This window comes from Achromobacter sp. Marseille-Q0513, assembly GCF_018195695.1.
GTDB lineage: Bacteria > Pseudomonadota > Gammaproteobacteria > Burkholderiales > Burkholderiaceae_B > Achromobacter.
In genome coordinates this window covers 38,259-64,878 of the sequence record NZ_JAGTJY010000010.1, presented here as the reverse complement: position 1 = coordinate 64,878, position 26,620 = coordinate 38,259, and the positions used below count along the sequence as shown (strand labels likewise).

General features: G+C 68.2%; 18 protein-coding genes. 12 read left to right on the top strand and 6 right to left on the bottom strand.

The genetic code is table 11. The features are described 5' to 3' along the window. Positions 1-458: response regulator (locus KDH83_RS04315; protein ID WP_212313004.1), on the bottom strand; the 458-nt coding region annotated here is incomplete at its 3' end. A 147-nt stretch (positions 459-605) separates the two neighbouring features. Between KDH83_RS04315 and KDH83_RS04310 the strand changes: the two genes are divergently transcribed. Further along, positions 606-1,373: a MipA/OmpV family protein gene (locus KDH83_RS04310; RefSeq protein ID WP_212313002.1), complete on the top strand. Its 768-nt coding sequence runs from the start codon at positions 606-608 to the stop codon at positions 1,371-1,373. A gap of 9 nt (positions 1,374-1,382) precedes the next feature. Beyond that, positions 1,383-2,267, top strand: coding sequence for a LysR substrate-binding domain-containing protein (locus KDH83_RS04305; RefSeq protein WP_249204827.1), 885 nt, complete (start codon positions 1,383-1,385; stop codon positions 2,265-2,267). Positions 2,268-2,280: 13 nt separating this feature from the next. Here KDH83_RS04305 and KDH83_RS04300 read toward each other — a convergent pair whose 3' ends face one another. From KDH83_RS04300 to mdeB, 3 genes are all read right to left on the bottom strand, one after another. Continuing rightward, positions 2,281-2,733 (bottom strand): DUF2214 family protein, encoded by a 453-nt coding sequence (locus KDH83_RS04300; protein WP_212313000.1) that lies wholly within the window; start codon positions 2,731-2,733, stop codon positions 2,281-2,283. A 213-nt stretch (positions 2,734-2,946) separates the two neighbouring features. Then, positions 2,947-5,241: an NADP-dependent malic enzyme gene (locus tag KDH83_RS04295; RefSeq protein WP_212312999.1), complete on the bottom strand. Its 2,295-nt coding sequence runs from the start codon at positions 5,239-5,241 to the stop codon at positions 2,947-2,949. 373 nt (positions 5,242-5,614) lie between these two features. After that, on the bottom strand, positions 5,615-8,314 hold the full coding sequence (gene mdeB / locus KDH83_RS04290) for an alpha-ketoglutarate dehydrogenase (RefSeq protein ID WP_212313010.1): 2,700 nt from the start codon (positions 8,312-8,314) through the stop codon (positions 5,615-5,617). A gap of 308 nt (positions 8,315-8,622) precedes the next feature. Here mdeB and KDH83_RS04285 point away from each other — a divergent pair, with 308 nt between their 5' ends. Next, positions 8,623-10,677: an oligopeptide transporter, OPT family gene (locus KDH83_RS04285; protein WP_212312998.1), complete on the top strand. Its 2,055-nt coding sequence runs from the start codon at positions 8,623-8,625 to the stop codon at positions 10,675-10,677. Between the two features lie 81 nt (positions 10,678-10,758). Here KDH83_RS04285 and KDH83_RS04280 read toward each other — a convergent pair whose 3' ends face one another. Beyond that, entirely contained in the window at positions 10,759-12,474 is a 1,716-nt protein-coding gene (locus tag KDH83_RS04280; RefSeq protein WP_212312997.1) for a hydantoinase/carbamoylase family amidase, read from the bottom strand. A gap of 154 nt (positions 12,475-12,628) precedes the next feature. After that, complete coding sequence (locus tag KDH83_RS04275; RefSeq protein WP_212312996.1) at positions 12,629-13,645, bottom strand: 1-aminocyclopropane-1-carboxylate deaminase; 1,017 nt, start codon at positions 13,643-13,645, stop codon at positions 12,629-12,631. A 194-nt stretch (positions 13,646-13,839) separates the two neighbouring features. Between KDH83_RS04275 and KDH83_RS04270 the strand changes: the two genes are divergently transcribed. From KDH83_RS04270 to KDH83_RS04230, 9 genes are all read left to right on the top strand, one after another. Beyond that, positions 13,840-14,310: an Lrp/AsnC ligand binding domain-containing protein gene (locus tag KDH83_RS04270; RefSeq protein ID WP_212312995.1), complete on the top strand. Its 471-nt coding sequence runs from the start codon at positions 13,840-13,842 to the stop codon at positions 14,308-14,310. Positions 14,311-14,656: 346 nt separating this feature from the next. After that, complete coding sequence (locus KDH83_RS04265) at positions 14,657-17,524, top strand: 2-oxoglutarate dehydrogenase E1 component (RefSeq protein ID WP_212312994.1); 2,868 nt, start codon at positions 14,657-14,659, stop codon at positions 17,522-17,524. A gap of 88 nt (positions 17,525-17,612) precedes the next feature. Continuing rightward, a complete protein-coding gene (gene odhB, locus KDH83_RS04260; RefSeq protein WP_212312992.1) occupies positions 17,613-18,836 on the top strand; it encodes a 2-oxoglutarate dehydrogenase complex dihydrolipoyllysine-residue succinyltransferase in 1,224 nt (407 codons plus the stop codon). Positions 18,837-18,951: 115 nt separating this feature from the next. Beyond that, positions 18,952-20,379, top strand: a complete 1,428-nt coding sequence (gene lpdA, locus KDH83_RS04255) for a dihydrolipoyl dehydrogenase (RefSeq protein WP_103273230.1) — start codon at positions 18,952-18,954, stop codon at positions 20,377-20,379. A 112-nt stretch (positions 20,380-20,491) separates the two neighbouring features. Continuing rightward, positions 20,492-21,583 carry a cell division protein ZapE gene (gene zapE / locus KDH83_RS04250; RefSeq protein WP_212312990.1) on the top strand — a complete coding sequence of 364 codons (1,092 nt, stop codon included), beginning with the start codon at positions 20,492-20,494 and terminating at the stop codon, positions 21,581-21,583. A 112-nt stretch (positions 21,584-21,695) separates the two neighbouring features. Continuing rightward, positions 21,696-22,226: a sigma-70 family RNA polymerase sigma factor gene (locus tag KDH83_RS04245; RefSeq protein ID WP_212312989.1), complete on the top strand. Its 531-nt coding sequence runs from the start codon at positions 21,696-21,698 to the stop codon at positions 22,224-22,226. Then, entirely contained in the window at positions 22,219-23,157 is a 939-nt protein-coding gene (locus tag KDH83_RS04240) for a DUF4880 domain-containing protein (RefSeq protein ID WP_212312988.1), read from the top strand. Before KDH83_RS04245 ends, KDH83_RS04240 begins: the two co-directional genes overlap by 8 nt. 110 nt (positions 23,158-23,267) lie before the next feature. Next, positions 23,268-25,763 carry a TonB-dependent siderophore receptor gene (locus KDH83_RS04235; RefSeq protein ID WP_212312987.1) on the top strand — a complete coding sequence of 832 codons (2,496 nt, stop codon included), beginning with the start codon at positions 23,268-23,270 and terminating at the stop codon, positions 25,761-25,763. Between the two features lie 221 nt (positions 25,764-25,984). Next, positions 25,985-26,617 carry a DUF4198 domain-containing protein gene (locus KDH83_RS04230; RefSeq protein WP_212312986.1) on the top strand — a complete coding sequence of 211 codons (633 nt, stop codon included), beginning with the start codon at positions 25,985-25,987 and terminating at the stop codon, positions 26,615-26,617. Positions 26,618-26,620: the final 3 nt, after the last annotated feature.

The window sequence follows — 26,620 nt, the reverse complement described above, 5'->3', positions numbered from 1 at the left end:
TGGGCGCTGAGGCTGACTTCCTTGCCGGCGCGCGTGACGATCTGCCGGGCCGGCTCGATCGCCACGTCGCCCCGGCGCATGGCCGACACCACGGTGTTGCTGCTGCGGCGCAGGACGGCGCGCAGCCGGGCCTGCAGCTCGTCGAGCTGGAAAGGCTTGACGATGTAGTCATCGGCGCCGGCGTCCAGGCCGGCGATGCGTTCGCTCAGGCGGTCGCGCGCGGTGATGATGAGCACGGGCGTGGCGTCGTAGCGCGCCCGCATCGAGGCCAGCACCTTCAGGCCGCTGCCCTCGGGCAGCCCCAGGTCCAGCAGCACCGCCTTGTAGTCGTGTTCGACCAGGGCGAGACGGGCGTCGGACAGGCCGCGGACCCAGTCCACCCGCGCGCCATCCTGCGCCAGGCCGGCGCGGACCGCGTCGCCGAGCATGGCGTCGTCTTCAACGAGCAAGATCCGCAAGAGGCCTCCGGGGGCGCCGGGGCAGGGCGCGGTGCGCCGTCCCGGGGCTTAAAAAATTCTTAAAAGGTCCTCGCCAGAATGCGGGTCGAGATCGGCGATTCTGGCCGGGATCAACAGCCTGGAGCATGAACCTTGATGAAAGCAAGTATGGGCATATTAACAAGCCGTTCCCTGCTGGCCGCGGCGCTGCTGCTGGCCACGGCGGGCGTTCAGGCCAACGGGGCGGGCAGCAACTACGCGGGGCTGGGCCTGATTGTGGCGCCGGTCTACAAGGGTTCCAGCGAGTACCGCACACTACCCGTGCCCATGGTCAACTACCAGTCGGGCAGCTTCTTCGTGACGCCGCGCGCCGGCCTGCCGGCCATGGGCCTGAAGACGCAGCTGGGGCCGAACTGGGAGGCTGGCGTATTCGTCGGCCTGGGCCTGAACCGCGATTCCGGTGATGCCGATCGCCTGAAGGGGCTGGGTGACATTGACTACCACGCCACCTACGGCGCCTTCGTGGAGTGGCGGCCGGGGCCGTACGCATTGGGCGTGGCCTACCGCCAGGCCGCCCACGAGGGCTATGGCGGCGTCATGGAGCTGCGCGCCAGCTACCTCGCCTGGCGCAATGAAAAGAATGCGCTGCGCGTGGGAGTAAACGCCGAATGGGCCAACGGTGACGCCATGCAAACCTGGTATGGCGTCACGCCGGGCCAGGCTGCCCGCAGCCGCGCTGGCCTCTCGCCATATTCCGCGTCTTCCGGCTTTCAGTCGGCATCCTTGTACGCAGCCTGGTCGCACCGCTTGTCCGAGCGCTGGAACATGGTCAGCGTGCTTGGCGTATCGACCGTGCTTGGCGATGCCCGCGACAGCCCGCTGGTCGAGCGCGACAGCAATGTGTTCGGCAGCGTGGGCATGGTCTACGCGTTCTGAGCGGGTCCCATGAAGCGCTTGCAGGACATGGAACTGTTCGCCGAGGTCGCCGCGCGCGGCAGCTTCAGCCTGGCGGCCGCCGCGCTGGGCATGCCTCGGTCCACGCTGTCGCGCCGGCTGGCCGGGCTGGAGCGTTCGGTCGGCCTGAGCCTGCTCAGCCGCAGCACGCGCAAGCTGGCGTTGACCGAGGCCGGCCAGCTGTACCTGCGGCGCTGCCGGCGCATCCTGGCCGAGGCCAGGCTGGTTCACGAGGAACTGCAGGACGACAATGCGCCGTTCGAGGGGCTGCTGCGAGTCAATCTGCCGGCGGGCTTCGCCACCGAGGCGCTGGCCGGGGCCTTCGTGGATTTCACGCGCCGCCATCCCGGCGTGCGGCTGCAGCTGAACCTGGCCAATCCGGAGCACGCGGGCCGCGTGTTCGACGCGGCGGACCTGACCCTGTGCGTGGGCGAGCCGCCCGTGTCGGCGCGCGTGGCGCATCATCTGGGTTTCGTGTCGGGCGGGCTGTATGCCGCCGAGGCCTATCTGGCGGCCTGGGGCGAGCCGGCGCATCCGTCGGCCCTGCGCGAGGAAGATTGCATCGGCTTCAGGCTGCGCGCCGATGGCGCGGCGACGCGCTGGCCGCTGGTTTGTGGCGACGAGCGCGTCCAGGTGCAGCCCGCGAGCCGTTTCTCTGTCAACGAGGCCGGCATGGCGCGGCGGCTGGCGGCGCTGGGCGCCGGCGTGGCCGCGCTGGGCGGGGACCAGGAACGCTATGTGCGCGCGGGCCTGCTGCGCAGGATCCTGCCGCAATGGCGCGTGGCGCCGTTTCCGGTGTATGCGCTGACCGAAACCCGCCTGCTGCCCGCGCGGGTGCGGGCGCTGGCGGGGCATCTGGCGCGGCGCCTGGGTTGATCCCGGCGCGGCGCTACATGCCGATGCCGCGCGCCATCAGCACCGCGCACAGCGGCAGCAGGATGAACAGGTGCGATTCGATCATGACCCAGCGCCGGGCGCGGCGGATCTCGGGCTCGGACGGCACGAAGCCCGGCTGCTGGCGCGCCTGCTTCTGCCAGCGCAGGAAGCTGAGAGTGGGCGGGATCGAACAGAGCCCGATCACGACGAAGAGCGTGATCTTGGCGTGGAACCAGGGATTGGACATATAGAAGGCGGCGCCCTTGGCGCCCAGCGTCAGGCGCAGCAGGCCCGTGGCCAGCACGGCCAGCGCCGAGAACAGGTAGACGCGGTCATAGAGCGCGAGCCGGCGCACCGTGTCCGGCGCCAGGCCGGGGCGCAGCAAGACGGCCTCGGCGGTCATGACGACCACCAGCACGAAGATGGCGAGATAGTGGATCCAGGCGAGCAGGGCGTCTTGCAGCATGACGGTGTCCAGAACGGGGAGTGGGGATGCCCAGTTTTTAACACCGACGCGCGGGACGGCACCAGCGCGCCGGCATGACGGTGGCCGCGCGCGGGCATCCTCCGCGCGACGCGGGCCGGGTAGCGCGCCGGCGTTCCCTGTCAGATCGCGCCGTGCACGCGAAAAAAAGGGCGCCCCCATGGGGGCGCCCTGCCTGCGGCACCGCGCGCCGGCTTAGCGGCGGCGGGCGGCCTCGGCGGCTTCCTGCTGCGCGTCCACCACGGCCAGCGCCGTCATGTTGACGATGCGGCGCACGGTGGCGCTGGTGGTCAGGATGTGCACGGGGCGGGCCGCGCCCAGCAGGATCGGACCCATCGCCACGCCATTGCTGCCGGTCATCTTCAGCATGTTGTAGGTGATGTTGCCGGTGTCCAGGTTGGGCATGACCAGCAGGTTGGCGCGACCCTTCAGGGTGCTGTCCGGATAGGCCAGCACGCGGATCTTCTCCGACAGCGCGGCGTCGGCGTGCATTTCACCGTCCACTTCCAGATCGGGGGCGCGTTCCTGCACGCGCTGGCGGGCGGCGGCCATCTTGCGCGACGACTCGGTCTGGCGGCTGCCGAAGTTCGAGTGCGACAGCAGCGCGATCTTCGGCACCACGCCAAAGCGCAGCATCTCGTCGGCGGCCTGGATGGTGATGCTGGCGAGTTCCTCGGCCGAGGGGTTCTCGTTGACGTGCGTGTCGGTGACGAACAGCGTCTGGTCGGGCAGCATCAGCACGTTCAGCGCGGCGTAGGTCTGGCCTTCCTTCTTGCCGATGATCTCGTCGATGTACTTGAGCTGGTTGTCGTACTTGCTGGCCACGCCGCACAGCAGCGCGTCGGCATCGCCACGGCGCAGCAGCATCGCGCCGATCAGCGTGTTGTGCTTGCGGATCATCGCCTTGGCGATGGCCGGCGTCACACCCTCGCGGCCCTTGAGCTGGTAGTAGGCGTTCCAGGTCTCGTTGAAGCGGCCGTCGTCCTCGGGATCCACGATCTCCAGGTTCACGCCCGGCGTCATGCGCAGGCCGAACTTCTTGATGCGCATCTCGATGACGGAGGGGCGGCCGATCAGGATGGGCTGGGCCAGCTTCTCGTCGATGACGGTCTGCACGGCGCGCAGCACGCGCTCGTCTTCGCCGTCGGCGTAGATGACGCGCTTGGGCGCCTTCTTGGCCTGGGCGAACAGCGGGCGCATCAGCTGGCCCGAGTGGTACACGAAGCCCATCAGCTTCTGGCGGTAGGCCTCGATGTCCTCGATGGGACGGGCGGCCACGCCGGACTCGGCGGCGGCCTGGGCCACGGCCGGGGCGATCTGCACGATCAGGCGCGGATCGAAGGGCTTGGGGATGATGTAGTCGGGGCCGAACGACAGTTCCTGGCCGGCGTAGGCGCGGGCCACTTCGTCGTTCTGCTCGGCCTGGGCCAGGTCGGCGATGGCCTTCACGCAAGCCAGCTTCATTTCTTCCGTGATGCGCGAGGCGCCGGCGTCCATGGCGCCGCGGAAGATGAAGGGGAAGCACAGCACGTTGTTGACCTGGTTCGGGTAGTCCGAACGGCCGGTGGCGATGATGCAGTCGGGGCGCGCGGCCTTGGCGACTTCCGGGCGGATTTCCGGCTCGGGGTTGGCCAGGGCCAGGATCAGCGGACGGTCGGCCATGGTCTTGACCATGTCGGCGGTCAGCACGCCGGCGGTCGAGCAGCCCAGGAACACGTCGGCGCCGTCGACCACGTCGGCAAGCGTGCGCGCGTCGGTCTTCTGCGCATAGCGCCTCTTGTTGGCTTCCATGTTTTCATCGCGGCCGTCCCAGATCACGCCGCGCGAGTCCACCACGTAGATGTTCTCGCGCTTGACGCCCAGGTGCACCAGCAGGTCCAGGCAGGCGATGGCGGCGGCGCCGGCGCCCGAGCAGGCCAGCTTGACCGAGCCGATGTCCTTGTTCACGACCTTCAGGCCGTTCAGGATGGCGGCCGACGAGATGATGGCGGTGCCGTGCTGGTCGTCGTGGAAGACCGGGATCTTCATGCGCTCGCGCAGCTTCTTCTCGATGTAGAAGCACTCGGGCGCCTTGATGTCCTCGAGGTTGACGCCGCCCAGCGTGGGCTCCAGCGCCGCGATGATGTCGACCAGCTTGTCGGGGTCGTTCTCGGCCAGTTCGATGTCGAACACATCGATGCCGGCGAACTTCTTGAACAGGCAGCCCTTGCCTTCCATGACAGGCTTGGCGGCCAGCGGGCCGATGTTGCCCAGGCCCAGCACGGCCGTGCCGTTGGTGATCACGCCCACCAGGTTGCCGCGCGAGGTGTACTTGGATGCGGCGTCGTCGCCCTGGTCGAAGATGGCCATGCACGCGGCGGCCACGCCCGGCGAGTAGGCCAGCGACAGGTCGTCCTGGTTGGCCAGCGTCTTGGTCGGGGTGACGGAGATTTTGCCCGGGGTCGGGTAGGCGTGGTAGTCCAACGCCAATTTAGCGAGAGTGTCGTCCATGGGGATAGGGCCTGCGAGGGCCATCAACGGTGAAACGGAAACGGGAAACAAAAATGCGGGCCTGGGGCCCGCGTATTCTTTGGGGAAATGCCTGGGAACGTCCGTATTTCACCAGAAAGCGGGCGCGAGCGCTTGCTGCGCCGCAACGAGTGGCGGATTCAGGGTGGACTTTGATCAAGCCGGCGCGTGATCGTGGTGGGGAATCCGCGCGGTTCGGGGTACGGGCGAGCCGCGAAAGGAATGGGGGACGCGGATAGGGGGAATGCAGGCCTGGGACAAGTCCGACTGCGGGCCTCGATTCGGGAGCGGGTCGGTGGGGAATGGGTAGCGGAGAGGCGGCCGTGCCGGAATGGCGCGGCCGCCTCTCCGTGTTTCATTGCGCCCAGGGCGGCGTCTGGCGCGTTGCCGCGCCCAGCCGCTCGCGCAGCGCCTGGACGTCGGCCGCGCGTCCCAGGCTGTCCAGCGCCTGCAGCACGATCCAGTCGCGGCTGACCTCGAAGAAGTCGCGCAGTTGCGCCCGCGTGTCGCTGCGGCCGAAGCCGTCGGTGCCCAGCGTGCGGTAGGGCGCGGGCACCCAGGCGCGGATCTGTTCGGGCACGGCGCGCACGTAGTCGCTGGCCGCAATGACGGGCGCCTGGCTGCCGCCCAGGCAGGCCTGGACCCAGTCGGCGTCCGTGGCCGCCGGCAGGCCCAGCAGGCGCGCGCGCTCGGCCTCGCGGCCGTCGCGCGCCAGTTCGGAATAGCTGGTCACGCTCCAGACCTCGGCGTCCACGCCGTATTCGTCGCGCAGGCGGTCGGCCGCCAGTTCGGCCTCGCGCAGCATCGGGCCCGAGCCCAGCAGGCGCACCTGGGCCTGGCCGCGCGCCGGGCGCAGCCGGTACAGGCCGCGCAGGATGCCCGCACGCGCCGTCGGGTCCGCCGGCATGTCGGGCTGGGCCAGGTTCTCGTTGGTGACGGTCAGGTAGAAGAATTCGTCGTGCTGCTCGTCCAGCATGCGGCGCATGCCGTATTCCACGATCACGGCGACCTCGTAGGCATAGGCCGGATCGTAGGCGCGGCAGTTGGGCACGGTGGCCGCCGTCAGGTGGCTGGAGCCGTCCTGGTGCTGCAGGCCCTCGCCGCCCAGCGTGGTGCGGCCGGAAGTGGCGCCCACCAGGAAGCCGCGCGTGCGCTGGTCGGCGGCGGCCCAGATCAGGTCGCCGATGCGCTGGAAGCCAAACATCGAGTAATAGATATAGAACGGCAGCATGGGCAGGCCGTTCACCGAATAGCTGGTGCCGGCGGCGGTCCAGGACGAGATCGCGCCGGCCTCGGTGATGCCTTCCTCCAGGATCTGGCCGTCGCGCGCCTCGCGGTAATAGAGCACCGAGCCGATGTCCTCCGGCTCGTACAGCTGGCCCTGCGCCGAATAGATGCCGATCTGGCGGAACAGGTTGGCCATGCCGAAGGTGCGCGCCTCGTCGGCCACGATGGGCACGATGCGCGGGCCCACGGTCGCGTCCTTGAGCAGGGCGGTCAGCATGCGCACGATGGCCATGGTCGACGACATTTCCTTGCCATCGGCCTCCAGCGCGAAGCGGCCCCATTGCGCGACCTCGGGCGCGGGCAGGCGCGGCGATTGCGTGTTGCGGCGGGGGGTGTGGCCGCCCAGCGCGGCGCGGCGCGCCTGCAGGTGGCGGATCTCGGCGCTGTCGGGCGCCGGGCGGTAGAACTTCAGCGCCAGGCAGTCGGCGTCCGAGATCGGCAGCGCGAAGCGGTCGCGGAAGGCCAGCAGGGCCTCGTCGTCCAGCTTCTTCTGCTGGTGCGTGGTCATCTTGCCCTGGCCGGCCGTGCCCATGCCGAAGCCCTTCTTGGTCTGGGCCAGGATGACGGTGGGCTGGCCGCGGTGGCGCGCTGCGCGATGGTAGGCGGCGTGGATCTTCACCATGTCGTGGCCGCCACGGTGCAGGCGGTCGATGGCGTCGTCGGTCCAGTCGGCCACCAGCGCCGCCAGCTCGGGGTTCTGGTTGAAGAAATGCGCGCGGTTGAAGGCGCCGTCATTGGCGGCGAAGGTCTGGAACTGGCCGTCCACCGTGTTGGCGAAGGCGCGCGCCAGCGCGCCAGTGGTGTCGCGCCGCAGCAGCGCGTCCCAGTCGCTGCCCCAGACCAGCTTGATGACGTTCCAGCCGGCGCCCGCGTACAGCGTTTCCAGCTCGTCGATGATGCGGCCGTTGCCGCGCACCGGGCCGTCCAGCCGTTGCAGGTTGCAGTTGACCACGAACACCAGGTTGTCGAGCTTCTCGCGCGCGGCCAGCGTCAGCGCGGCGATGGATTCGGGCTCGTCCATCTCGCCGTCGCCGAAGATGCCCCAGACCTTGCGTTCGCTGGCCGGCGCCAGCGAGCGATGTTCCAGGTAGCGCATGAAGCGGGCCTGGTAGATGGCGTTGATCGGGCCGATTCCCATCGAGCCGGTGGGGAACTGCCAGAAGTCCGGCATCAGCCACGGGTGCGGATAGGACGACAGTCCGCGCAGGCCGCGCGCCCGCGCCGTGATCTCCTGGCGGAAATGCGCCAGGTCCTCGTCGTTCAGGAAGCCTTCCAGGTAGGCGCGCGCATAGACGCCCGGCGCGGAGTGCGGCTGCATGTAGACCAGGTCGCCGGGACCGTCCGGGCCCTGCGCGCGGAAGAAATGGTTGAAGCCGACCTCGAACAGGTCGGCGGCCGAGGCGTAGCTGGCGATGTGGCCGCCCAGCTCGCCGTGCGCCTGGTTGGCCCGCACCACCATGGCCAGCGCGTTCCAGCGATTGATGCGGGCGATGCGCTCTTCCACCGCCAGGTTGCCGGGGAAGGGCGGCTCCTGGTCGGCCGGGATGGTGTTCAGATAGGCGCTGCGGGTCTGGCCATTGGCGCGCAGCCCCAGCGACGCGGCGTGGGCCAGCAGGTTCTCCAGCACGTAGCCGGCGCGGCCGGGGCCGGCGCTCTGCGCCAGCGCCTGCAGGGCCTCGCGCCATTCGGCGGTTTCGGCGGGATCGGCGTCCTCGGTGGCGGCTTGCCGGAGGTCTTGCCCGGCGTTCGGATGGCTGGCGTCGCACATGGTGAAATCGTCTCCTGTTATAGCGCTCATGCTAGACCCTGGCCTCCGGTATGAGTGTCCAAATTCCCGTGCGGTATCGTAGGGATTCAGCATAATCTTCCGCGATCTTTTTCGCTGGCGGCAGTTTCTGCCGCGCAAGGCGTTTGATGTCGCGCGACCACTGGGCGGACGCGGGCAGGCTAGAATTCGCGGTTTGGCAAAAAAACCAACCGGCAAACCTACAGGGCGACATGCCCCTAAGGCCGGGCGCCACGGCGCGGACCAGAAGTCCGAAACGTGGCCGCCCGGCCAGTGAAAAGGAGACTTCAATGGCTCAACCCATCAGCGTCCCGGCAAACGTGACGCTGCCGGAACTGACGTTCCGCGGCGTCCTGCTGGGCGCACTGATCACCGTCATCTTCACGGCTTCGAACGTGTTCCTCGGGCTGAAGGTCGGCCTGACCTTCTCGTCCGCCATCCCGGCGGCCGTGATTTCCATGTCCGTGCTGCGCCTGTTCAAGGATGCCAACATCCTTGAAAACAACATGGTGCAGACGCAGGCCTCGGCGGCGGGCACGCTGTCGTCCATCATCTTCATCCTGCCCGCCCTGGTCATGATGGGCTACTGGCAGGGCTTTCCGTTCTGGCAGACCCTGGGCATCTGCGCCGCCGGCGGCATGCTGGGCGTGATGTTCTCGATCCCGCTGCGCCACGTGATGGTGGTGCAGAGCGAGCTGCCCTATCCCGAGGGCGTGGCCGCGGCCGAGATCCTGCGGGTGGGCAGCGCCGAGCGCGCCCAGGAAGCGCAGGCCGACGCCGCGCCGGGCAAGGCGGCCAAGCCCGCCGCCACCGGCATGGCCGATATCGCGGCCGGCGGCGTGGTCGCCGCGGCGGTGAGCTTCGCCGCCAGCGGCCTGCGGGTGCTGGGCGAGAGCGTGAGCGGCTGGTTCGCGCTGGGCGGGGCGGTGTTCCGCCTGCCCATGGGCTTTTCGCTGGCGCTGCTGGGCGCCGGCTACCTGATCGGCATCGTGGCCGGCCTGGCCATGCTGACCGGGCTGGTGATCGCCTGGGGCATCGCCGTGCCGGTGCTGACCTCGATGGGCGATCTGCCGGCCGGCAAGACGCTGGCGCAGTACGCCACCGGCATCTGGTCCTCGCAGGTGCGCTTCATCGGCGCCGGCGTGATCGGCGTGGGCGCGATCTGGACCCTGGCCACGCTGTTCGTGCCGATGGCGCGCGGCGTCAAGGCCTCGTTCTCGGCCCTGAGCAAGGCGGGCAAGGCCCGCGCCGGCCAGGCGCCGCGCACCGAGCGCGACCTGTCGGCGGGCTGGATCTCCATCGTCACGCTGGTGCTGGTGGCCATCCTGGTCATCACGTTCCAGGTCTTCCTGGCCGACGCGCCGCTGTCGGCGGCTGCCGTCTGGAAGCTGGTCGCCTACGCCGTGCTGTTCGCCTTCGTCTTCGGCTTCCTGGTGGCGGCGGCCTGCGGCTACATGGCCGGCCTGGTGGGTTCATCGTCCAGCCCGATCTCGGGCGTGGGCATCGTCGCCATCGTGCTGGTCTCGCTGCTGATGCTGGCCCTGGGCGGCGAGTTGCTGGAAGCGAAGAACGGCGTGCAGATGACGATTGCGCTGGCGATCTTCAGCACCTCGGCGGTGGTGGCCGTGGCCTCGATCGCCAACGACAACCTGCAGGATCTGAAGACCGGCTGGCTGGTGGGCGCGACGCCCTGGCGCCAGCAGGTGGCGCTGCTGATCGGCTGCGTGGTCGGGGCCGCCGTGATCTCGCCGGTGCTGGAACTGCTGTACAACGCCTACGGCTTCGCCGACGCCATGCCGCGCGAAGGCATGGATCCGGGCCAGGCCCTGTCCGCGCCGCAGGCGACGCTGATGCTGGCGATCGCGCGCGGCATCTTCTCGCACCAGCTGAACTGGACCATGATCCTGATCGGCATGGCGGTGGGCGTGGGCCTGATCGCGGTCGACGCCATCATGCAGCGCACCTGCCGCGTGGCGCGCATGCCGGTGCTGGCCGTGGGCATCGGCATCTACCTGCCGCCCACCGTCGCCGCGCCGCTGGTGGCGGGCGCCTTGCTGGCCTGGGCGCTGGAGCGCGCGCTGCGCCGCCGCGCCGCGGCCGCCGGCCAGCGCTACGACGATTTCGCCGACGCGGCCAACCGGCGCGGCGTGCTGATCGCCTCCGGCCTGATCGTGGGCGAGAGCCTGGTGGGCGTGCTGATGGCCGCCATCATCGGCGCCTCGGGCAGCGAAGCGCCGCTGGCCCTGGTCGGCGCGGACTTCGGCACAGCCGCCTCGTACCTGGGGCTGGTCGTGTTCGCGTTCGTGGCCGTGCTGTTCTGGCGCCGGGTGATGCGCCTGGCCTGAGCGATCCCGGGATCGGCCCGCCGCCGGTAGACGGGCGGCGGGCGGCCATCCTGATGCCGGCCCGCGATCGCGGGCCGTTTTTCATTTTTCAGAGTCGCGGGCCAGCTCGTCCAGCAGGCTGCCGTATGCCTGCACGGCCAGCTGGATGTCGTCGCTGGTGGTGGTTTCCAGCGGATTGTGGCTGATGCCGTGATTCTGGCCGCGCACGAACAGCATGGCCTGCGGCATGATCTCGTGCAGCTTCATGGCGTCATGGCCGGCGCCGCTGGCCATGCAATGCGGCGGCAGGCCCTGCGCGGTGATGGCGCGCTCCCAGCGCTGCTGCCATCGCGGATGGCTGGGCGCGGCCGAGGCGCGCATGGTCTGCTCCGTTGTCTGGCGCAGGCCGCGGCGCGCGCAGATGGCGTCCAGCTCGGCCAGCACGTCGCGGGCCAGCGCGTCACGCTGCGCATCGCTGGGCGCGCGCAGGTCCAGGCTGAACCGGCATTCCCCCGGCACCACGTTGATCGAGCCGTTCGGCACCTCCAGCATGCCCACCGTGCCGACCGAGCCCGCGTCGGCCGCGGCGCGTCGTTCCACGTACAGCAGCAGTTCCGCCGCAGCCGTGGCCGCGTCGCGGCGGCTGCCCATGGGCGTGGTGCCGGCGTGGCTGGCCATGCCCTGGATGCGCACGCGGTAGCGCACGCAGCCATTGATCGAGGTCACGGCGGCCAGCGGCAGGCCCAGCTCGTACAGCACCGGGCCCTGCTCGATATGCACCTCGATGAAACCCAGGTAGCGCGCCGGATCGCGGCGCAGCCGGGGAATGTCCTCGGCCCGCAGGCCGGCGCGGCGCAGCGCCTCGCGCATGCTGATGCCGTCGGCGTCCACCTGGTCCAGCCAGGCGGGCTGGAAGTCGCCGGTCAGCGCGCCGGATCCCAGGAAGGTGGCGGGATAGCGCTGGCCTTCTTCTTCCGCGAAGGCGACCACCTCGATCTGGAATGGCAGCCGCCGGCCCTGGCGACTCAGCTCGCGCACGCTGGCCATGGGCACGAAGATGCCCAGGCGGCCGTCGTACTTGCCGGCGTTGCGCACGGTGTCGTAGTGGCTGCCGGTCAACAGGATGGGGGCGTCCGCCGTGGCGGCGCGATAGCGGCCGACGACGTTGCCGACCGCATCGATGCCGACCTCGTCGAAGCCGCAGTCGCGCATCCAGGTTTCGATCTGGCGGGCGCAGGCCCGGTGGGCATCGGTCAGGTAGGTGACGGTGAGCTGGCCGCGCTCGGCGTAGCCGGGATCGCTGTGGGCGCTCAGCTGCTCATGCCAGTCCCAGATGTCCTCGCCCAGTTCCGGCCTGTCGTCGAAGCCCTCGCGCAGCCGCAGTTCGGCGTTGCGATGGAGCGCGATCAGCGTCTCCTGCCTTTCGATGTCGGACGGATTGTCCAGGCGGCGCGCGAGGCTGGCGACGGCCTGGCCCGCATCCAGTTCACGGCCGCGCGCATCGCGCGAAGCCAGCACCGGATCGTGGCCATGGCGCTCGCGATAGGCGGCGGCCAGTCCGGCCAGCGCGTCCCGCTCCGCGGGCGTGCCGCCCTCGGGGAGCGGGCTGGCGCCGGCGCGGATCAGCGCCGCCAGGGCCTCGCCGCCCGCGTCGTCGACGGCGCGGCGCAAGGCCTGCTTGAGCTGGGCCAGCGTGGCGTAGGGGCGTTCCTCCAGCGCCCGGGCCGCGATTCCAGGCGCGCCCGGGTACAGCGCGGCCAGCATGCTGGCGGCGTCGTCGGCGGTCGAGGCGTTGAGTCGGGCTAGCGTATGGGGCATGGCGCGCATCCGTGAGAGGGCAGGGGCGGGAAAGGGCCAGACACCATAGCCCGAATCCCGTCGCGGTCATATACATGAATGCATGGGTTACACCGCCGAGCCGTCTCAGCGCAGGTCGCCGCAAGGCCAGCCCAGCGCGCCGTAGCCGCCCGGCTCAGCCGTTGCGGTAGAGAAAGCTGTAGGCGTTGATCGCCGGCACCCCCCCGAGATGCGCGTACAGCACCCGCGAGCCGGCGGGAAACTCGCCGCGCCGGACCTTGTCCATCATGCCCTGCATGGATTTGCCCTCGTAGACCGGGTCCGTCATCATGCCCTCCAGCCGCGCGCACAGGCGGATGGCCTCGTTGGTCTCGGCCGAGGGCAGGCCATAGGCCGGATAGGCGTAGCGCGTGTCCAGCGTCACGTCGGCGTCCTCGATGGCGCGGCCCAGCCCGACCATGTCGGCGGTGCGGCGCGCGATGCGCAGGATCTGCGCCCGCGTCTGGTCCGGCGTGGCCGAGGCGTCGATGCCGATCACGCGGTCGGCGCGGCCATCGTCGGCGAAGCCCGCCACCATGCCGGCCTGCGTGCTGCCGGTGACGGCGCAGACCACGATGTAGTCGAATTTGAAGCCCAGCTCGGCTTCCTGGCGCCGCACTTCCTCGGCGAAGCCCACATAGCCCAGTCCGCCCAGTTCATGATCCGAGGCGCCGGCCGGAATGGCGTAGGGCTTGCCGCCACGGCGGCGCACGTCCTCCAGCGCCTCTTCCCAGCTGCGCCGGAAGCCGATGTCGAAGCCCTGGTCCACCAGCCGCACGTCGGCGCCCATGAGCCGGCTCATCATGATGTTGCCGACCCGGTCGTAGACGGCGTCCGAGTAGTCCACCCAGTTTTCCTGCACCAGCACGCACTTCAGGCCCAGCTTGGCCGCCACCGCCGCGACCATGCGCGTGTGGTTGGACTGGATGCCGCCGATGGTGACCAGCGTGTCGCAACCCTGTTCCAGCGCCTGCGGGATCAGGTATTCCAGCTTGCGCAGCTTGTTGCCGCCAAAGGCCAGGCCGCTGTTGCAGTCCTCGCGCTTGGCGTAGAGCTCGACCTTGCCGCCCAGGTGGGCCGACAGCCGGTCCAGCCTTTCGATGGGCGTGTCGCCGAAGGTCAGGCGGTGGCGGGGGAAGCGTTGCAAGTCCATGAGGGCTCCTTTGGCGTTTTCGAGCCGGGCCGGAAGCGGCGGCGGCTGAAAAAATCATAGGAATCATGGGCTTATGTGGTCAATTGCGTATTTTCTTAATTTATTGATGTTTCATTCAAGTTTATGGACTTGATATTCATTTGAATTTATAAAAATGATCATTCATCAAAATTAAATTTACAGGGACGGATACGATGGCCGCCATCTCCAGCCTGGACCGGATCGACCGCCAGATCCTGCGGGTGCTGCAAAAGGACGCGCAGATCACCAACCTGGACCTGAGCGCGCGGGTGAACCTCAGCCCGGCGGCCTGCCTGCGGCGGGGGGAAAAGCTGCGCGCCGAGGGCGTGATCCGCAAGACGGTGGCATTGCTGGAGCCGGCCGCGGCGGACATGGGGACGCTGGTGATCGTGGGCGTGGTGCTGGACCGCTCCACGCCCGAGGCCTTCACCGACTTCGAGGAGGCCGCGCGCGGCATCAGCGGCTGCCTGGAATGCCACCTGGTGGCAGGGGAGTTCGACTACTTCCTGATGCTGCGCATCCGCGACCTGGAGCGCTTCAACAAGCTGCACGCGGGCGAGATCATCAAGCTGCCGGGGGTAAGACAGATTCGCACCTTCTTCGTATTGAAGGAGATCATGTCGACCACCGAATTGCCGCTATGACTGCCGCTGATACGAGGCAAAAGCGCAACACTGCGCCGCTGTCCGGTTGCTCATGATGCGCCGCCACATTTTTCGCGGACGGCATTTTGAATGCGAGTAGACGGCTCGATAGAAGGGGTTGCAAGGACATTCCCGCAGGCCGGGAAACAGCGGCAGACAGTCATTTTGCGTCACGCAATCGCAGCAAGACGCCCATAAACTCAAAGGGTTATACTCTTAATCCATACGGCTTTTAAGGGCTTGTACGCGCCTTCTGCCCCTGCTATCCGCTAACCGGGAAGCCCGTGTCGCGGAAGGTTTTTTCCTGCATCGTGTCGAGTGAAGCACTCGTAAAGGTGAAGCGATTATGTCTTCGGAAATAGAATCCCTATCCACGTCTTATCTGTTTGGGGGGAACGCCCCCTACGTTGAGGAGCTTTACGAAGCCTACCTCGACAACCCCGGTTCGGTGCCGGACAACTGGCGCGAATACTTCGACCAGCTGCAGCACGCTCCCGCCACCGACGGCCAGGAATCCACCCGCGACCAGGCCCACGCCCCCATCGTCGAATCGTTCGCCCAGCGCGCCAAGGCCAATGCCTTCGTGCAACGCGCCGCCGAACCCGACCTGAGCGTCGCGAGCAAGCAAGTCTCGGTGCAGTCGCTGATCGCCGCCTACCGTTCGCTGGGCTCGCGCTGGGCCGACCTCGATCCGCTCAAGCGCCAGGAACGTCCGCCGATCCCCGAGCTCGATCCCGCCTTCTACGGCCTGACCGAAGCCGATCTGGACCAGACCTACTCGGCCACCAACACCTACTTCACGACCGCCAGCACCATGACGCTGCGCGACATCCTGAAGGCGCTGCGCGACACGTACTGCCGCAGCATCGGTGCCGAATTCACGCACATCTCCGACCCCGCCGCCAAGCGCTGGATCCAGGAGCGCCTGGAAACCACCCTGGGCGCGCCGGCCTATTCGGTCGAGGAAAAGCGCCACATCCTGCAGCAGCTGACCGAGTCCGAAGGCCTCGAGCGCTTCCTGCACACCAAGTACGTCGGCCAGAAGCGCTTCTCGCTGGAAGGCGGCGAAAGCTTCATCGCCTCGATGGACGAAGTGGTGAACCACGCCGGTGAAAACGGCGTGCAGGAAATCGTGGTCGGCATGGCCCACCGCGGCCGCCTGAACCTGCTCGTGAACATCATGGGCAAGATGCCCGGCGACCTGTTCGCCGAGTTCGAAGGCAAGCACGCCGAAGGCCTGACCGACGGCGACGTGAAGTACCACAACGGCTTCTCGAGCGACCTGTCCACCCGTGGCGGTCCGGTGCACCTGTCGCTGGCGTTCAACCCGTCCCACCTGGAAATCGTCAACCCCGTGGTCGAAGGCAGCGCGCGCGCCCGCCAGGAACGCCGCGGCGACGCCGAGGGCAAGCAAGTGCTGCCGGTGCTGGTGCACGGCGACGCGGCCTTCGCCGGCCAGGGCGTGGTCATGGAAACCCTGAACCTGGCCCAGACCCGCGGCTACGGCACGGGCGGCACGCTGCACATCGTCATCAACAACCAGATCGGCTTCACCACGTCCGACCCGCGCGACTCGCGTTCGACGCTGTATTGCACCGACGTGGTCAAGATGATCGAAGCCCCGGTGTTCCACGTCAACGGCGACGATCCCGAAGCCGTGGTGTTCGTCACCAAGCTGGCGCTGGATTACCGCCTGCAGTTCCGCCACGACATCGTGGTCGACATCGTCTGCTTCCGCAAGCTGGGCCACAACGAGCAGGACACCCCCTCGCTGACGCAGCCGCTGATGTACAAGCGCATCGGCCATCACCCCGGCACGCGCAAGCTGTACGCCGACAAGCTGACCACGCAGGGCGTGCTGGCCGAAGGCGAAGCCGACCAGCTGGTCAAGGACTACCGCCAGCTGATGGAAGACGGCCAGCGCACCATCGAGCCGGTGCTGACCGACTACAAGAGCAAGTACGCCATCGACTGGTCGCCGTTCCTGGGCGCCAAGTGGACCGACCAGGCCGACACCGCCGTGCCGCTGGCTGAACTGAAGCGCATCGGCGAGCGCATCACCACGGTGCCGGAAGGCTTCACCGTGCACGCGCTGGTCGCCAAGCTGCTGAACGACCGCCGCACCATGGCCAAGGGCGAGATGAACCTGGACTGGGGCATGGGCGAGCACCTCGCCTTCGCCACCCTGGTGTCCTCGGGCTACGCCATCCGCATCACCGGCCAGGACTCGGGCCGCGGCACGTTCACGCACCGCCACGCCGTGCTGCACGACCAGAACCGCGAACGCTGGAACGACGGCACCTACATCCCGCTGCAGAACGTCTCGGAAGGCCAGGCGCCCTTCACCGTGATCGACTCCGTGCTGTCCGAAGAGGCGGTGCTGGGCTTTGAATACGGCTACTCCAGCGCCGAGCCCAACACGCTGACCATCTGGGAAGGCCAGTTCGGCGACTTCGTCAACGGCGCCCAGGTCGTGATCGACCAGTTCATCAGCTCCGGCGAAGCCAAGTGGGGCCGCCAGTCGGGCCTGACGCTGATGCTGCCGCACGGCTACGAAGGCCAGGGCCCCGAGCACTCGTCGGGCCGCATCGAGCGCTTCCTGCAGCTGTGCGCCGACAACAACATGCAAGTGGTTCAGCCGACCTCGGCCTCGCAGATCTTCCACGTCCTGCGTCGCCAGATGATCCGCCCGTTCCGCAAGCCGCTGGTGCTGTTCACGCCCAAGTCGCTGCTGCGCAACAAGGACGCCGGCTCGCCGCTGACCGATCTGGCCGGCGGCAGCTTCCGCCCCGTGATCGGCGAAGTGGACGACACGATCGACGCCGCCAAGGTCAAGCGCGTGCTGGCCTGCTCGGGCAAGGTCTACTACGATCTGGTCAACGCCCGCCGCGAGCGTGGCGCCGACAACGTCGCCATCGTCCGTGTCGAGCAGCTGTATCCGTTCGCTCACAAGGCCTTCGAAGCCGAACTGCGCAAGTACCCCAAGGCCACGGAAGTGATCTGGGTGCAGGACGAGCCGCAGAACCAGGGCCCGTGGTTCTACATCCAGCATCATGTGTACGAGAACATGACCGAAGGCCAGAAGCTGGGCTACGCCGGTCGTGCCGCGTCGGCTTCGCCGGCCGTCGGCTACCTGGCCAAGCACCAGGAACAGCAGAAGGCCCTGATCGAGACCGCCTTCGCGCCCAAGTTCAAGGTCATGCTGACGAAGTAAGCACCAAAGCGCGCGGCGGCGCGCCGGAATCAGAACCGGCGCCCGCCGCGCGGCGAGCACAGAACACAAACTCAACGGAATACATCAAATGGCTATCACCGACGTCGTCGTCCCCCAACTTTCCGAATCCGTTTCCGAAGCGACCCTGCTGACCTGGAAGAAGCAGCCCGGCGCGGCCGTCGAAGCGGACGAAATCCTCATCGAAGTCGAAACCGACAAGGTCGTGCTGGAAGTGCCGGCCCCCGCCTCGGGCGTGCTGGCTGAAATCGTCAAGGGCGATGGCAGCACCGTGACCTCGGGCGAACTGCTGGCCCGCATCGACACCGCCGGCAAGGCCGCCGCCGCCGCCACGGCGCCCGCCGCCGCCGCGCCGGCCGCTGCCCAGGCCGCCGCTGCCGCTCCGGCCGCCGCCGCGCCCGCCTCGACCTCCGCCGCCGGCGTGGCTTCGCCCGCCGCCGCCAAGATCCTGGCCGAGAAGGGCGTGGACGCCGCTGCCGTCGCCGGCACCGGCCGTGATGGCCGCGTGACCAAGGGCGACGCCCTGGCCGCCAACGCAGCGCCGGCCAAGGCCGCCGCCGCTCCGGTCGCCCCCCCGACGCTGTCGCTGGACGGCCGTCCGGAACAGCGCGTGCCGATGAGCCGCCTGCGCGCCCGCATCGCCGAGCGCCTGCTGCAGTCGCAGCAGGAAAACGCGATCCTGACCACGTTCAACGAAGTGAACATGCAGGCCGTCATCGACCTGCGCAACAAGTACAAGGACAAGTTCGAGAAGGAACACGGCATCAAGCTGGGCTTCATGTCGTTCTTCGTCAAGGCCGCCGTGGCCGCCCTGAAGAAGTTCCCGCTGATCAACGCCTCGATCGACGGCAAGGACATCATCTATCACGGCTACTTCGACATCGGCATCGCCGTGGGCAGCCCGCGCGGCCTGGTGGTGCCGATCCTGCGCAACGCCGACCAGCTGTCGATCGCCGACATCGAGAAGGCCATCGCCGACTTCGGCCGCCGCGCCGCCGACGGCAAGCTGGGCATCGAAGAGATGACCGGCGGCACGTTCTCGATCTCCAACGGCGGCGTGTTCGGCTCGATGCTGTCCACCCCCATCATCAACCCGCCGCAATCGGCCATCCTGGGCGTGCACGCCACCAAGGAGCGCCCCGTGGTTGAAAACGGCCAGATCGTCATCCGCCCGATGAACTACCTGGCCCTGTCCTACGACCACCGCATCATCGACGGCCGCGAAGCCGTGCTGGGCCTGGTCGCCATGAAGGACGCGCTGGAAGATCCGCAGCGCCTGCTGCTGGACCTGTAATTCCAGCTTTCCCGTCCCGGCGCGCGGCGGCCTTGCCACGCGCGCCCGGGCCGGCGCCATGCCGGCCCGCCGCGGATGGGGCGCGTTCCCCTTCATTTCCCATCGCGAGAACACTATGTCCAAACAATTCGACGTCGTCGTCATCGGCGCGGGCCCCGGCGGCTACATCGCCGCCATCCGCGCCGCCCAGCTCGGCATGTCGGTGGCTTGCATCGACGCCTGGCAGAACGGCCAGGGCGGCCCGGCTCCCGGCGGCACCTGCACCAACGTGGGCTGCATCCCGTCCAAGGCGCTGCTGCAATCGTCCGAGCACTACGAGCAGGCCAACCACCACTTCGCCGAGCACGGCATCGAGGTCAAGGGCGTGAGCCTGAAGCTCGACACGCTGATCGGCCGCAAGAACTCGGTGGTCAAGCAGAACAACGACGGCATCCTGTACCTGTTCAAGAAGAACAAGGTCACCTTCTTCCATGGCAAGGGCGCGTTCGCCGGCCAGGTCGAAGGCGGCTGGGCGATCAAGGTCACCGGCACCACCGAGGAAGACCTGGTTGCCAAGCACGTGGTAGTGGCGACCGGTTCGTCGGCGCGCGAGCTGCCCGGCCTGCCGTTCGACGAGAAGGTCGTGCTGTCCAACGACGGCGCGCTGAACATCGGCGCCGTGCCGAAGACGCTGGGCGTGATCGGTGCCGGCGTGATCGGCCTGGAAATGGGCAGCGTGTGGCGCCGCCTGGGTTCCGAAGTCACCATTCTGGAAGCGATGCCGGAATTCCTGGCCGCCGCTGACGGACAAGTGGCCAAGGAAGCCTTGAAGGCCTTCACCAAGCAGGGCCTGAACATCCAGATGGGCGTCAAGATCGGCGAGATCAAGGCGACCGCCAAGTCCGTGACCGTGCCCTACGTCGACGCCAAGGGCGCCGAGCAGAAGCTGGTGGTCGACAAGCTGATCGTCTCGATCGGCCGCGTGCCCTACACCGGCGGCCTGAACGCCGACGCCGTGGGCCTGAAGCTCGACGAGCGCGGCTTCGTCGCCGTGGACGGCGACTGCAAGACCAACCTGCCCAACGTCTGGGCAGTGGGCGACGTGGTGCGCGGCCCGATGCTGGCGCACAAGGCCGAGGAAGAGGGCGTGGCGGTTGCCGAGCGCATCGCCGGCCAGCACGGCCACGTCAACTTCGACACCGTGCCGTGGGTCATCTACACCTCGCCGGAAATCGCCTGGGTCGGCAAGACCGAGCAGCAGCTCAAGAAGGAAGGCCGCGAGTACAAGGCTGGCAGCTTCCCCTTCCTGGCCAACGGCCGCGCCCGCGCGCTGGGCGACACCACCGGCTTCGCCAAGGTGATCGCCGACGCCAAGACCGACGAGGTCCTGGGCGTGCACATCGTCGGCCCGATGGCCTCGGAGCTGATCTCGGAAGCCGTGACCATCATGGAATTCCGCGGCGCCGCCGAAGACATCGCCCGCATCTGCCACGCGCACCCGACCCTGTCGGAAGCCGTGAAGGAAGCCGCGCTGGCGGTGGACAAGCGCGCCTTGAACTTCTGATGCGCGGGCTCCGGTCCGTTCGGGGCCTGGCCCCCGGCGGATCGGCGCCATGGTTGCCTGGGGGCGGGTTCGCGGATCCGCCCTTTTTTCATCCTGCCAGCCTGTTTCCCACATGAACGTCAGCGAATACTACGAACACGCCCTGGCCGAGCGCGGCTATCAGCCCGACGAGGCCCAGAAGAAGGCGATCGACCGCCTGCAGCGCTACTACGACGAATGGGTCAAGTTCAAGGCGATGCGCTCGAACGCGCTGAAGAAGCTGCTGAACCGGCCGGACGTGCCGCGCGGCGTCTATCTGTGGGGCGGGGTGGGGCGCGGCAAGAGCTTCCTGATGGACGCCTTCTACGCCACCGTGCCGGTGGTGCGCAAGACGCGCCTGCACTTCCATGAATTCATGCGCGGCGTGCACCGCGAGCTGGAAGAGGTCAAGGGCACGCAGGATCCGCTGGACGAAGTGGCCCGGCGCGTGGCCAAGCGCTACCGCCTGATCTGCTTCGACGAGTTCCACGTGTCCGACGTGGCCGACGCGATGATCCTGCACCGGCTGCTGCTCAAGCTGTTCGAGCACGGCACGTCCTTCGTGATGACGTCGAACTACGAACCATCGACCTTGTATCCCGAAGGGCTGCACCGCGACCGCGTGCTGCCGGCCATCGAGCTGATCCAGGCGCGCATGGACATCCTGAACGTGGACGCCGGCGTCGACTATCGCCGCCGTTCGCTGGAGCAGGTGCAGTGCTATCACACGCCGCTGGACGAGCGCGCGCAGGCGGCGCTGCAGGACGCGTTCAACCAGCTGGCCGACACGCCGCCGCAGGAGCCGCTGCTGCACATCGAGCACCGCGAGATCCGCGCGCTCCAGCTGGCCGGCTCGGTGGTGTGGTTCGACTTCGCCACGCTGTGCGGCGGTCCCCGCTCGCAGAACGACTACCTGGAACTGGCCAACCGTTTCCACGCCGTGATCCTGTCCGGCGTGCCGCGCATGGGGCCGCGCCAGGCCTCCGAGGCGCGCCGCTTCACCTGGCTGATCGACGTGTTCTACGACCATCGCGTCAAGCTCATCATGTCGGCCGAGTGCGAGCCGGAAGAGATCTATACCGAGGGCGCGCTGGCCAACGAGTTCCACCGTACCGTGTCGCGCATCCTGGAAATGCAGTCGCGCGAATACCTGGAATCCGAGCGCCGGCTCACCGTGACGTTGTAGTTCTGCCGCATGCGCCGGCCGCGGGGCGGGCGCATGCGCATGCAAGATTGTTAATGCAATTCATTATCAATTAATATCCTGGGACTTCTGGTCAAGCGCCGCTGGTCCCACCGTGTCTTCCCTTTTCGCTCCCGACGCCCGTCGCGCCGATGCCGACGCCGTGCCGGTCGATCATCTCTACCGCAATCATCGCCCCTGGCTGTTCGGCTGGCTGCGCCGCAAGACCGGCTGCGCGCATCGCGCCGAGGATCTGGCGCAGGACGTGTTCGTGCGCGTGATCCAGGGCCGCAAGGCCGTGCGCGCCGACGACGCCCGCGCCTTGCTGGCCACCATCGCCAAGGGGCTGGTGGTCGATCACCAGCGCCGCGCGGCGCTGGAACACGCCTATCTGGACTACCTGGCCGCGCTGCCCGAGGCGCATGCGCCGTCGCCCGAGGAGCAGGCCGTGCAGATGCAGGCGCTGATGCGCCTGGACCGCCTGCTTGACGGTTTGCCGCCCAAGGCGCGCTCGGCCTTCCTGCTGTCCCAGGTCGACGGGCTGAACTATGCCCAGATTGCCCAGCGCCTGGGCGTGTCGCTCAGTTCCGTGCAGCAGTACATGGTGCGGGCGCTGTCCGCCTGCTATTGCGCGCTCGATGGCTGAGAGGCTGGACGCCACGGCCCGGCAGGCCATCGGCTGGTGGGCGCGGCTGGCCTCGGGCGTGGCCAGCCCGGACGAGCACGCCGCCTGCGCCGCCTGGCTGGCGCAGGATCCGGCGCACCGCGCTGCCTGGGACCGGCTGCAGGCGATCGGTCGCGACGCCCGGCGTGTGCCCTCGGGGCTGGCGCATGCGGCGCTGGACGCGCCGGCGTCTCCCGCGCGCCGCGCGGTCCTGCGCAATGCGCTCAGCGTGGCGGGCGTGGGCGTGGCGCTATGGGCCGGCTACCGGCATGCGCCGTGGCAACGGCTGCTGGCCGATCACAGCACGGGCCTGGGCGAGCGCCGGACGCTGGCGGCGGCGCCGGGCTTGAGCCTGACGCTCAATGGCGACAGCGCGCTGAGGCTGGACGTGCAAGCACGCAGCGTCGAACTGCTGCGCGGCGAACTGCTGGTGCGCCTCGAGCCGCAAGACGGCGCGCCGCCGCTGCGCGTGGACACGGGCCATGGCATCCTGTCGGCCACGCGCGCCGTGTTCGACCTGCGTCGCGGCGAGCGCAATGCGCGCGTCGGCGTCTACGAAGGCAGCGTGCAGATCGCGCGCGAAGGCGGCGCGATCCATATCTCCGCCGGCGAACGGGCCGCCTTCGCCGAGCGCGGGCAGGTGCGCCGCCGCGCATCGGATCCGGACCGGCTGGCCTGGGCGGACGGCCTTGTCGTGGCCAAGGATTGGCGTCTGGACGAGTTCGCGGCCTATCTGGCCGCGCAGCGCGTCGGCGTGATCCGCGTGGCGCCGGAAGTGGCGGACTTGCGCCTGTCGGGCGTGTTTCCCCTGGACGACGCCGAACGCGCGCTCAGGACGCTGGAAGACACCTTGCCGATCATCGTGATCCGGCGCACCGCGTATTGGCTGCAGGTGGCGCCGCGCGAGACCTGACGGCACGCCTGTCCATTCAGCCGTTACAACTTTTCCTGGCCGCGCATTGCAGGTTTCTCGCGCCCATCCGGAATAGACGGATCAAGACCGACAAACGAAGGGAGGGATCCGTGTCCGTTTCGATTTCCGCGCGCCCGCGCGTTTCACTCAGCGCCGGCCGGCTGGCCGTGCTGCTCGCCTGCGCCGGCGCATTCCAGAGCGTCGCGCCCATCGCCTGGGCGCAGCCGGCCGAGCAGGCGCAGGCCGCGCGCGGCTATCGGGTCGCCGCCGGCCCGCTGGCCGATGCGCTGACGCAGTTCGCGCGCAGCGCGGGCGTGCTGTTGTCCTTCGATCCTGCGGTGGCCAGCGGTCGCCGTTCGGAAGGGCTGGACGGCGCCTATACCGTGGCCGAGGGCTTTGCCCGCCTCCTTGCCGGCAGCGGCCTGCAGGCGCGCGCCCGTTCGGGCAATGCCTGGACCGTGGAGCCGGCGCCGGCGGGCGGTACGCAGACGCTCGCGCCGGTCACGGTGACCGGCATGTCCGACAGCGCGTTGGCGCCCACCCTGGGGTATGTCGCCCGGGCCAGCGTCAGCGCCACCAAGACCGATACGCCGCTGATCGAAACGCCGCAGTCCGTGTCGGTCATCACGCGCGAGCAGATCGCCGACCAGGGCGCGCAGACGCTGAACCAGGTGCTGCGCTACACCGCCGGCGTGGCCACCGAATCGCGCGGCGCCACCGCCACGCGGCTGGATCAGTTCAACGTGCGCGGCTTTTCCGCGTCCACCTACCTGGACGGCCTGCGGGTGTTCGGCGGCCGCGACGCGCTGCCCCAGGTCGACGCCTACCGCCTTGAACGCGTCGACGTGCTCAAGGGCCCCGCATCCGTGATGTACGGGCAGGGCGGTCCCGGCGGCGTGGTCAACCAGGTCAGCAAGCGGCCGCTGGACGAACCGATGCGCGAAGTCGAGCTGCAGGCCGGCAACTTCGATTTCCGCCGCGCCAACGTCGACTTCAGCGGTCCGGTCGACGAGGAGGGCAAGTTCCTCTATCGCCTGACCGGTTCCGGCTACCTGTCCGATGGCCAGGTCAAGGACACCAAGGAGCGGCGCTATTTCGTATCGCCGGCCTTCACCTGGAAGCCCAACGCGGATACCTCGCTGACCGTGCTGACGAACTTCCAGCGCGATCCGGACATGGGCTCCTATGGCTCGGTATCGGCCATGCGCACCGTGCTGTCCGCGCCCGACGGCAGGAAACTGCACGCGAGCCACTACGATGGCGACGCCAATTTCGAGAAGAGCGACCGCAAGAGCTACTCGCTGGGCTATGTGCTGGACCATCGCTTCAACGATACGTTCAAGGCCACGCAAAGCGTGCGTTGGACGCATTCCGAGGCGGTCTACCGAAGCGTCTACGGTGCGTCCAACGGCAATTTCGGCTATCTGGACAAGGCCTACACGCGCCAGCAGCGCGCATCCATCGCCACCGATGCGGACGTGGACGCCTTCACCATCGACAACAATGTGCAGGCCCGTTTCGACACCGGCCGGATCGGGCATTCCGTGTTGCTGGGCTTCGACTACCAGCACGTCAAGACCGATACGCTGGAAGGATTCGGCGCGGCGCCGGCGCTGAACGTGCTGGACCCGGACAACCGCCAGCGCATCCCGGTGCCGCCGTTCTCCACCGACCGCAGCACCAAGCAGTACCAGAGCGGCCTGTACTTCCAGGACCAGCTCAAGCTCGGCCAGCTGTCGGTGCTGCTGGGCGGACGCTACGACTGGTCGCGCAATGTGGGCCAGGCGCGCGATATCGCCAAGGGCACCGTCACGCCGTCCTCGCTGAGGGCGGAGGCGTTCACCGGGCGCATGGGCGTGATCTACAACTTCGACAACGGCGTGGCGCCGTACTTCAGCTACTCGGAGTCGTTCGAGCCGCTGTCCGGCACGGGCTGGAACAACGTGCCGTTCAAGCCCATCGAGGGCAAGCAGTACGAAGCGGGCATCAAGTATCAGCCGCCGGGCAGCGCGACCATGCTGTCGGTCGCGGCCTTCGACATCCGGCGCGAGAACATGACGACCACCGATCCGGATCCGACGCATGTGTGCGGCGGCTCGGGCGGCCGCTGCCAGGTGCAGGCGGGAGAACTGCGCACGCAGGGGATCGAGCTGGAAGCCAAGACCGAGCCGCTGCGCGGCCTGAGCCTGCTGGCGTCCTATTCGCTGATGAAGAATGAGTACTCCAAGGCCTATCCCAATGCCGCGGGCTTCGATCTGAAGGGCAAGGCGCCGGCCGGCGTGCCGTCGCAACAGGCCTCGGCCTGGGCGCGCTACCAGCTGCAGGAAGGCCCGCTGGCCGGGCTGGGCGTGGGCGCCGGGGTGCGCTACATCGGCTCGTCCTATGTCAACGAGGCCAATGCCTACAAGGTGCCCTCGGTGACGCTGTTCGACCTGATGCTGGACTACGACCTGGGTCGCGCCTCGCCCTCGCTCAAGGGCATGCAGGTGGCGCTGAACGTGTCCAACCTGTTCGACAAGGAATACGTCGCGTCTTGCCTGAACGAATCCTGGTGCTGGTTCGGCTATCAGCGCTCGGTCAAGGCCAGCTTGCGTTATCGCTGGTAGGACAGGCGTTCGGCGGCGCTTCGGAGACGGGGACGCCGCAGGGGCGGGGGGCGGCGGCCGGGCTGCCGCCTTCTTGCGCTCATTTCGTAGTGAGAATGGTTATAATTTATAACTTCGATTCGTCCGAGCGACGGCTATCGAAGCAATGCCGAGAGCACAAACAGGGCCTGCGCCGCGCGGGGCGGCGCAGGCCCGATACGCAGACTGAAGGAATGGCAATGATGAAATTCGCAAGAACCCTGGCCGCCCTGGCCCTGCTGGGCAGCGCGGGCGCCGCCCAGGCCCACTTCGTCTGGCTGGAGCGCGGCGCCGACGGCCCCGCCAAGGCCTATTTCGGCGAATGGGCCGACGACCTGCGCGAACAGCGCGAGGGCCTGCTGGGCAAGGTGCTGACCAGTCCCGAAGTGACCGGCGCGGACGGCAAGGCATTGCCGCAGGCCGGGCAGGGCGCGGACTTCATTGCCTTCGCGGCGGCCGGCAAGGGCGACGTGCGCCTGCGCCAGCCGTACCTCTACAAGGACACGCTGGTCCATTTCGGCGCCAAGGCCGGACGCAACGATACCCAGGCCGGGCTCGATCTGGAGCTGGTGCCCGTCGCCGCCGGCGGCAATGCCTTCGTGCTGCAGTTCCAGGGCAAGCCCCTGGCCAAGACCGAAGTCACCGTATTCGGCCCGCCCAAGTGGGAAAAGCGTTTCCATAGCGATGAGCAGGGCCGCATCGAGATCAGCACGCCCTGGCCCGGCCAGTACGTGATCGAAGTCGCGCATGTCGAAGACAAGTCCGGCGAGACCAACGGCAAGTCCTATGCCAAGGTCCGCTACGTTTCCACCCTGACGTTCCTCGTGTCCAAGTGAAAG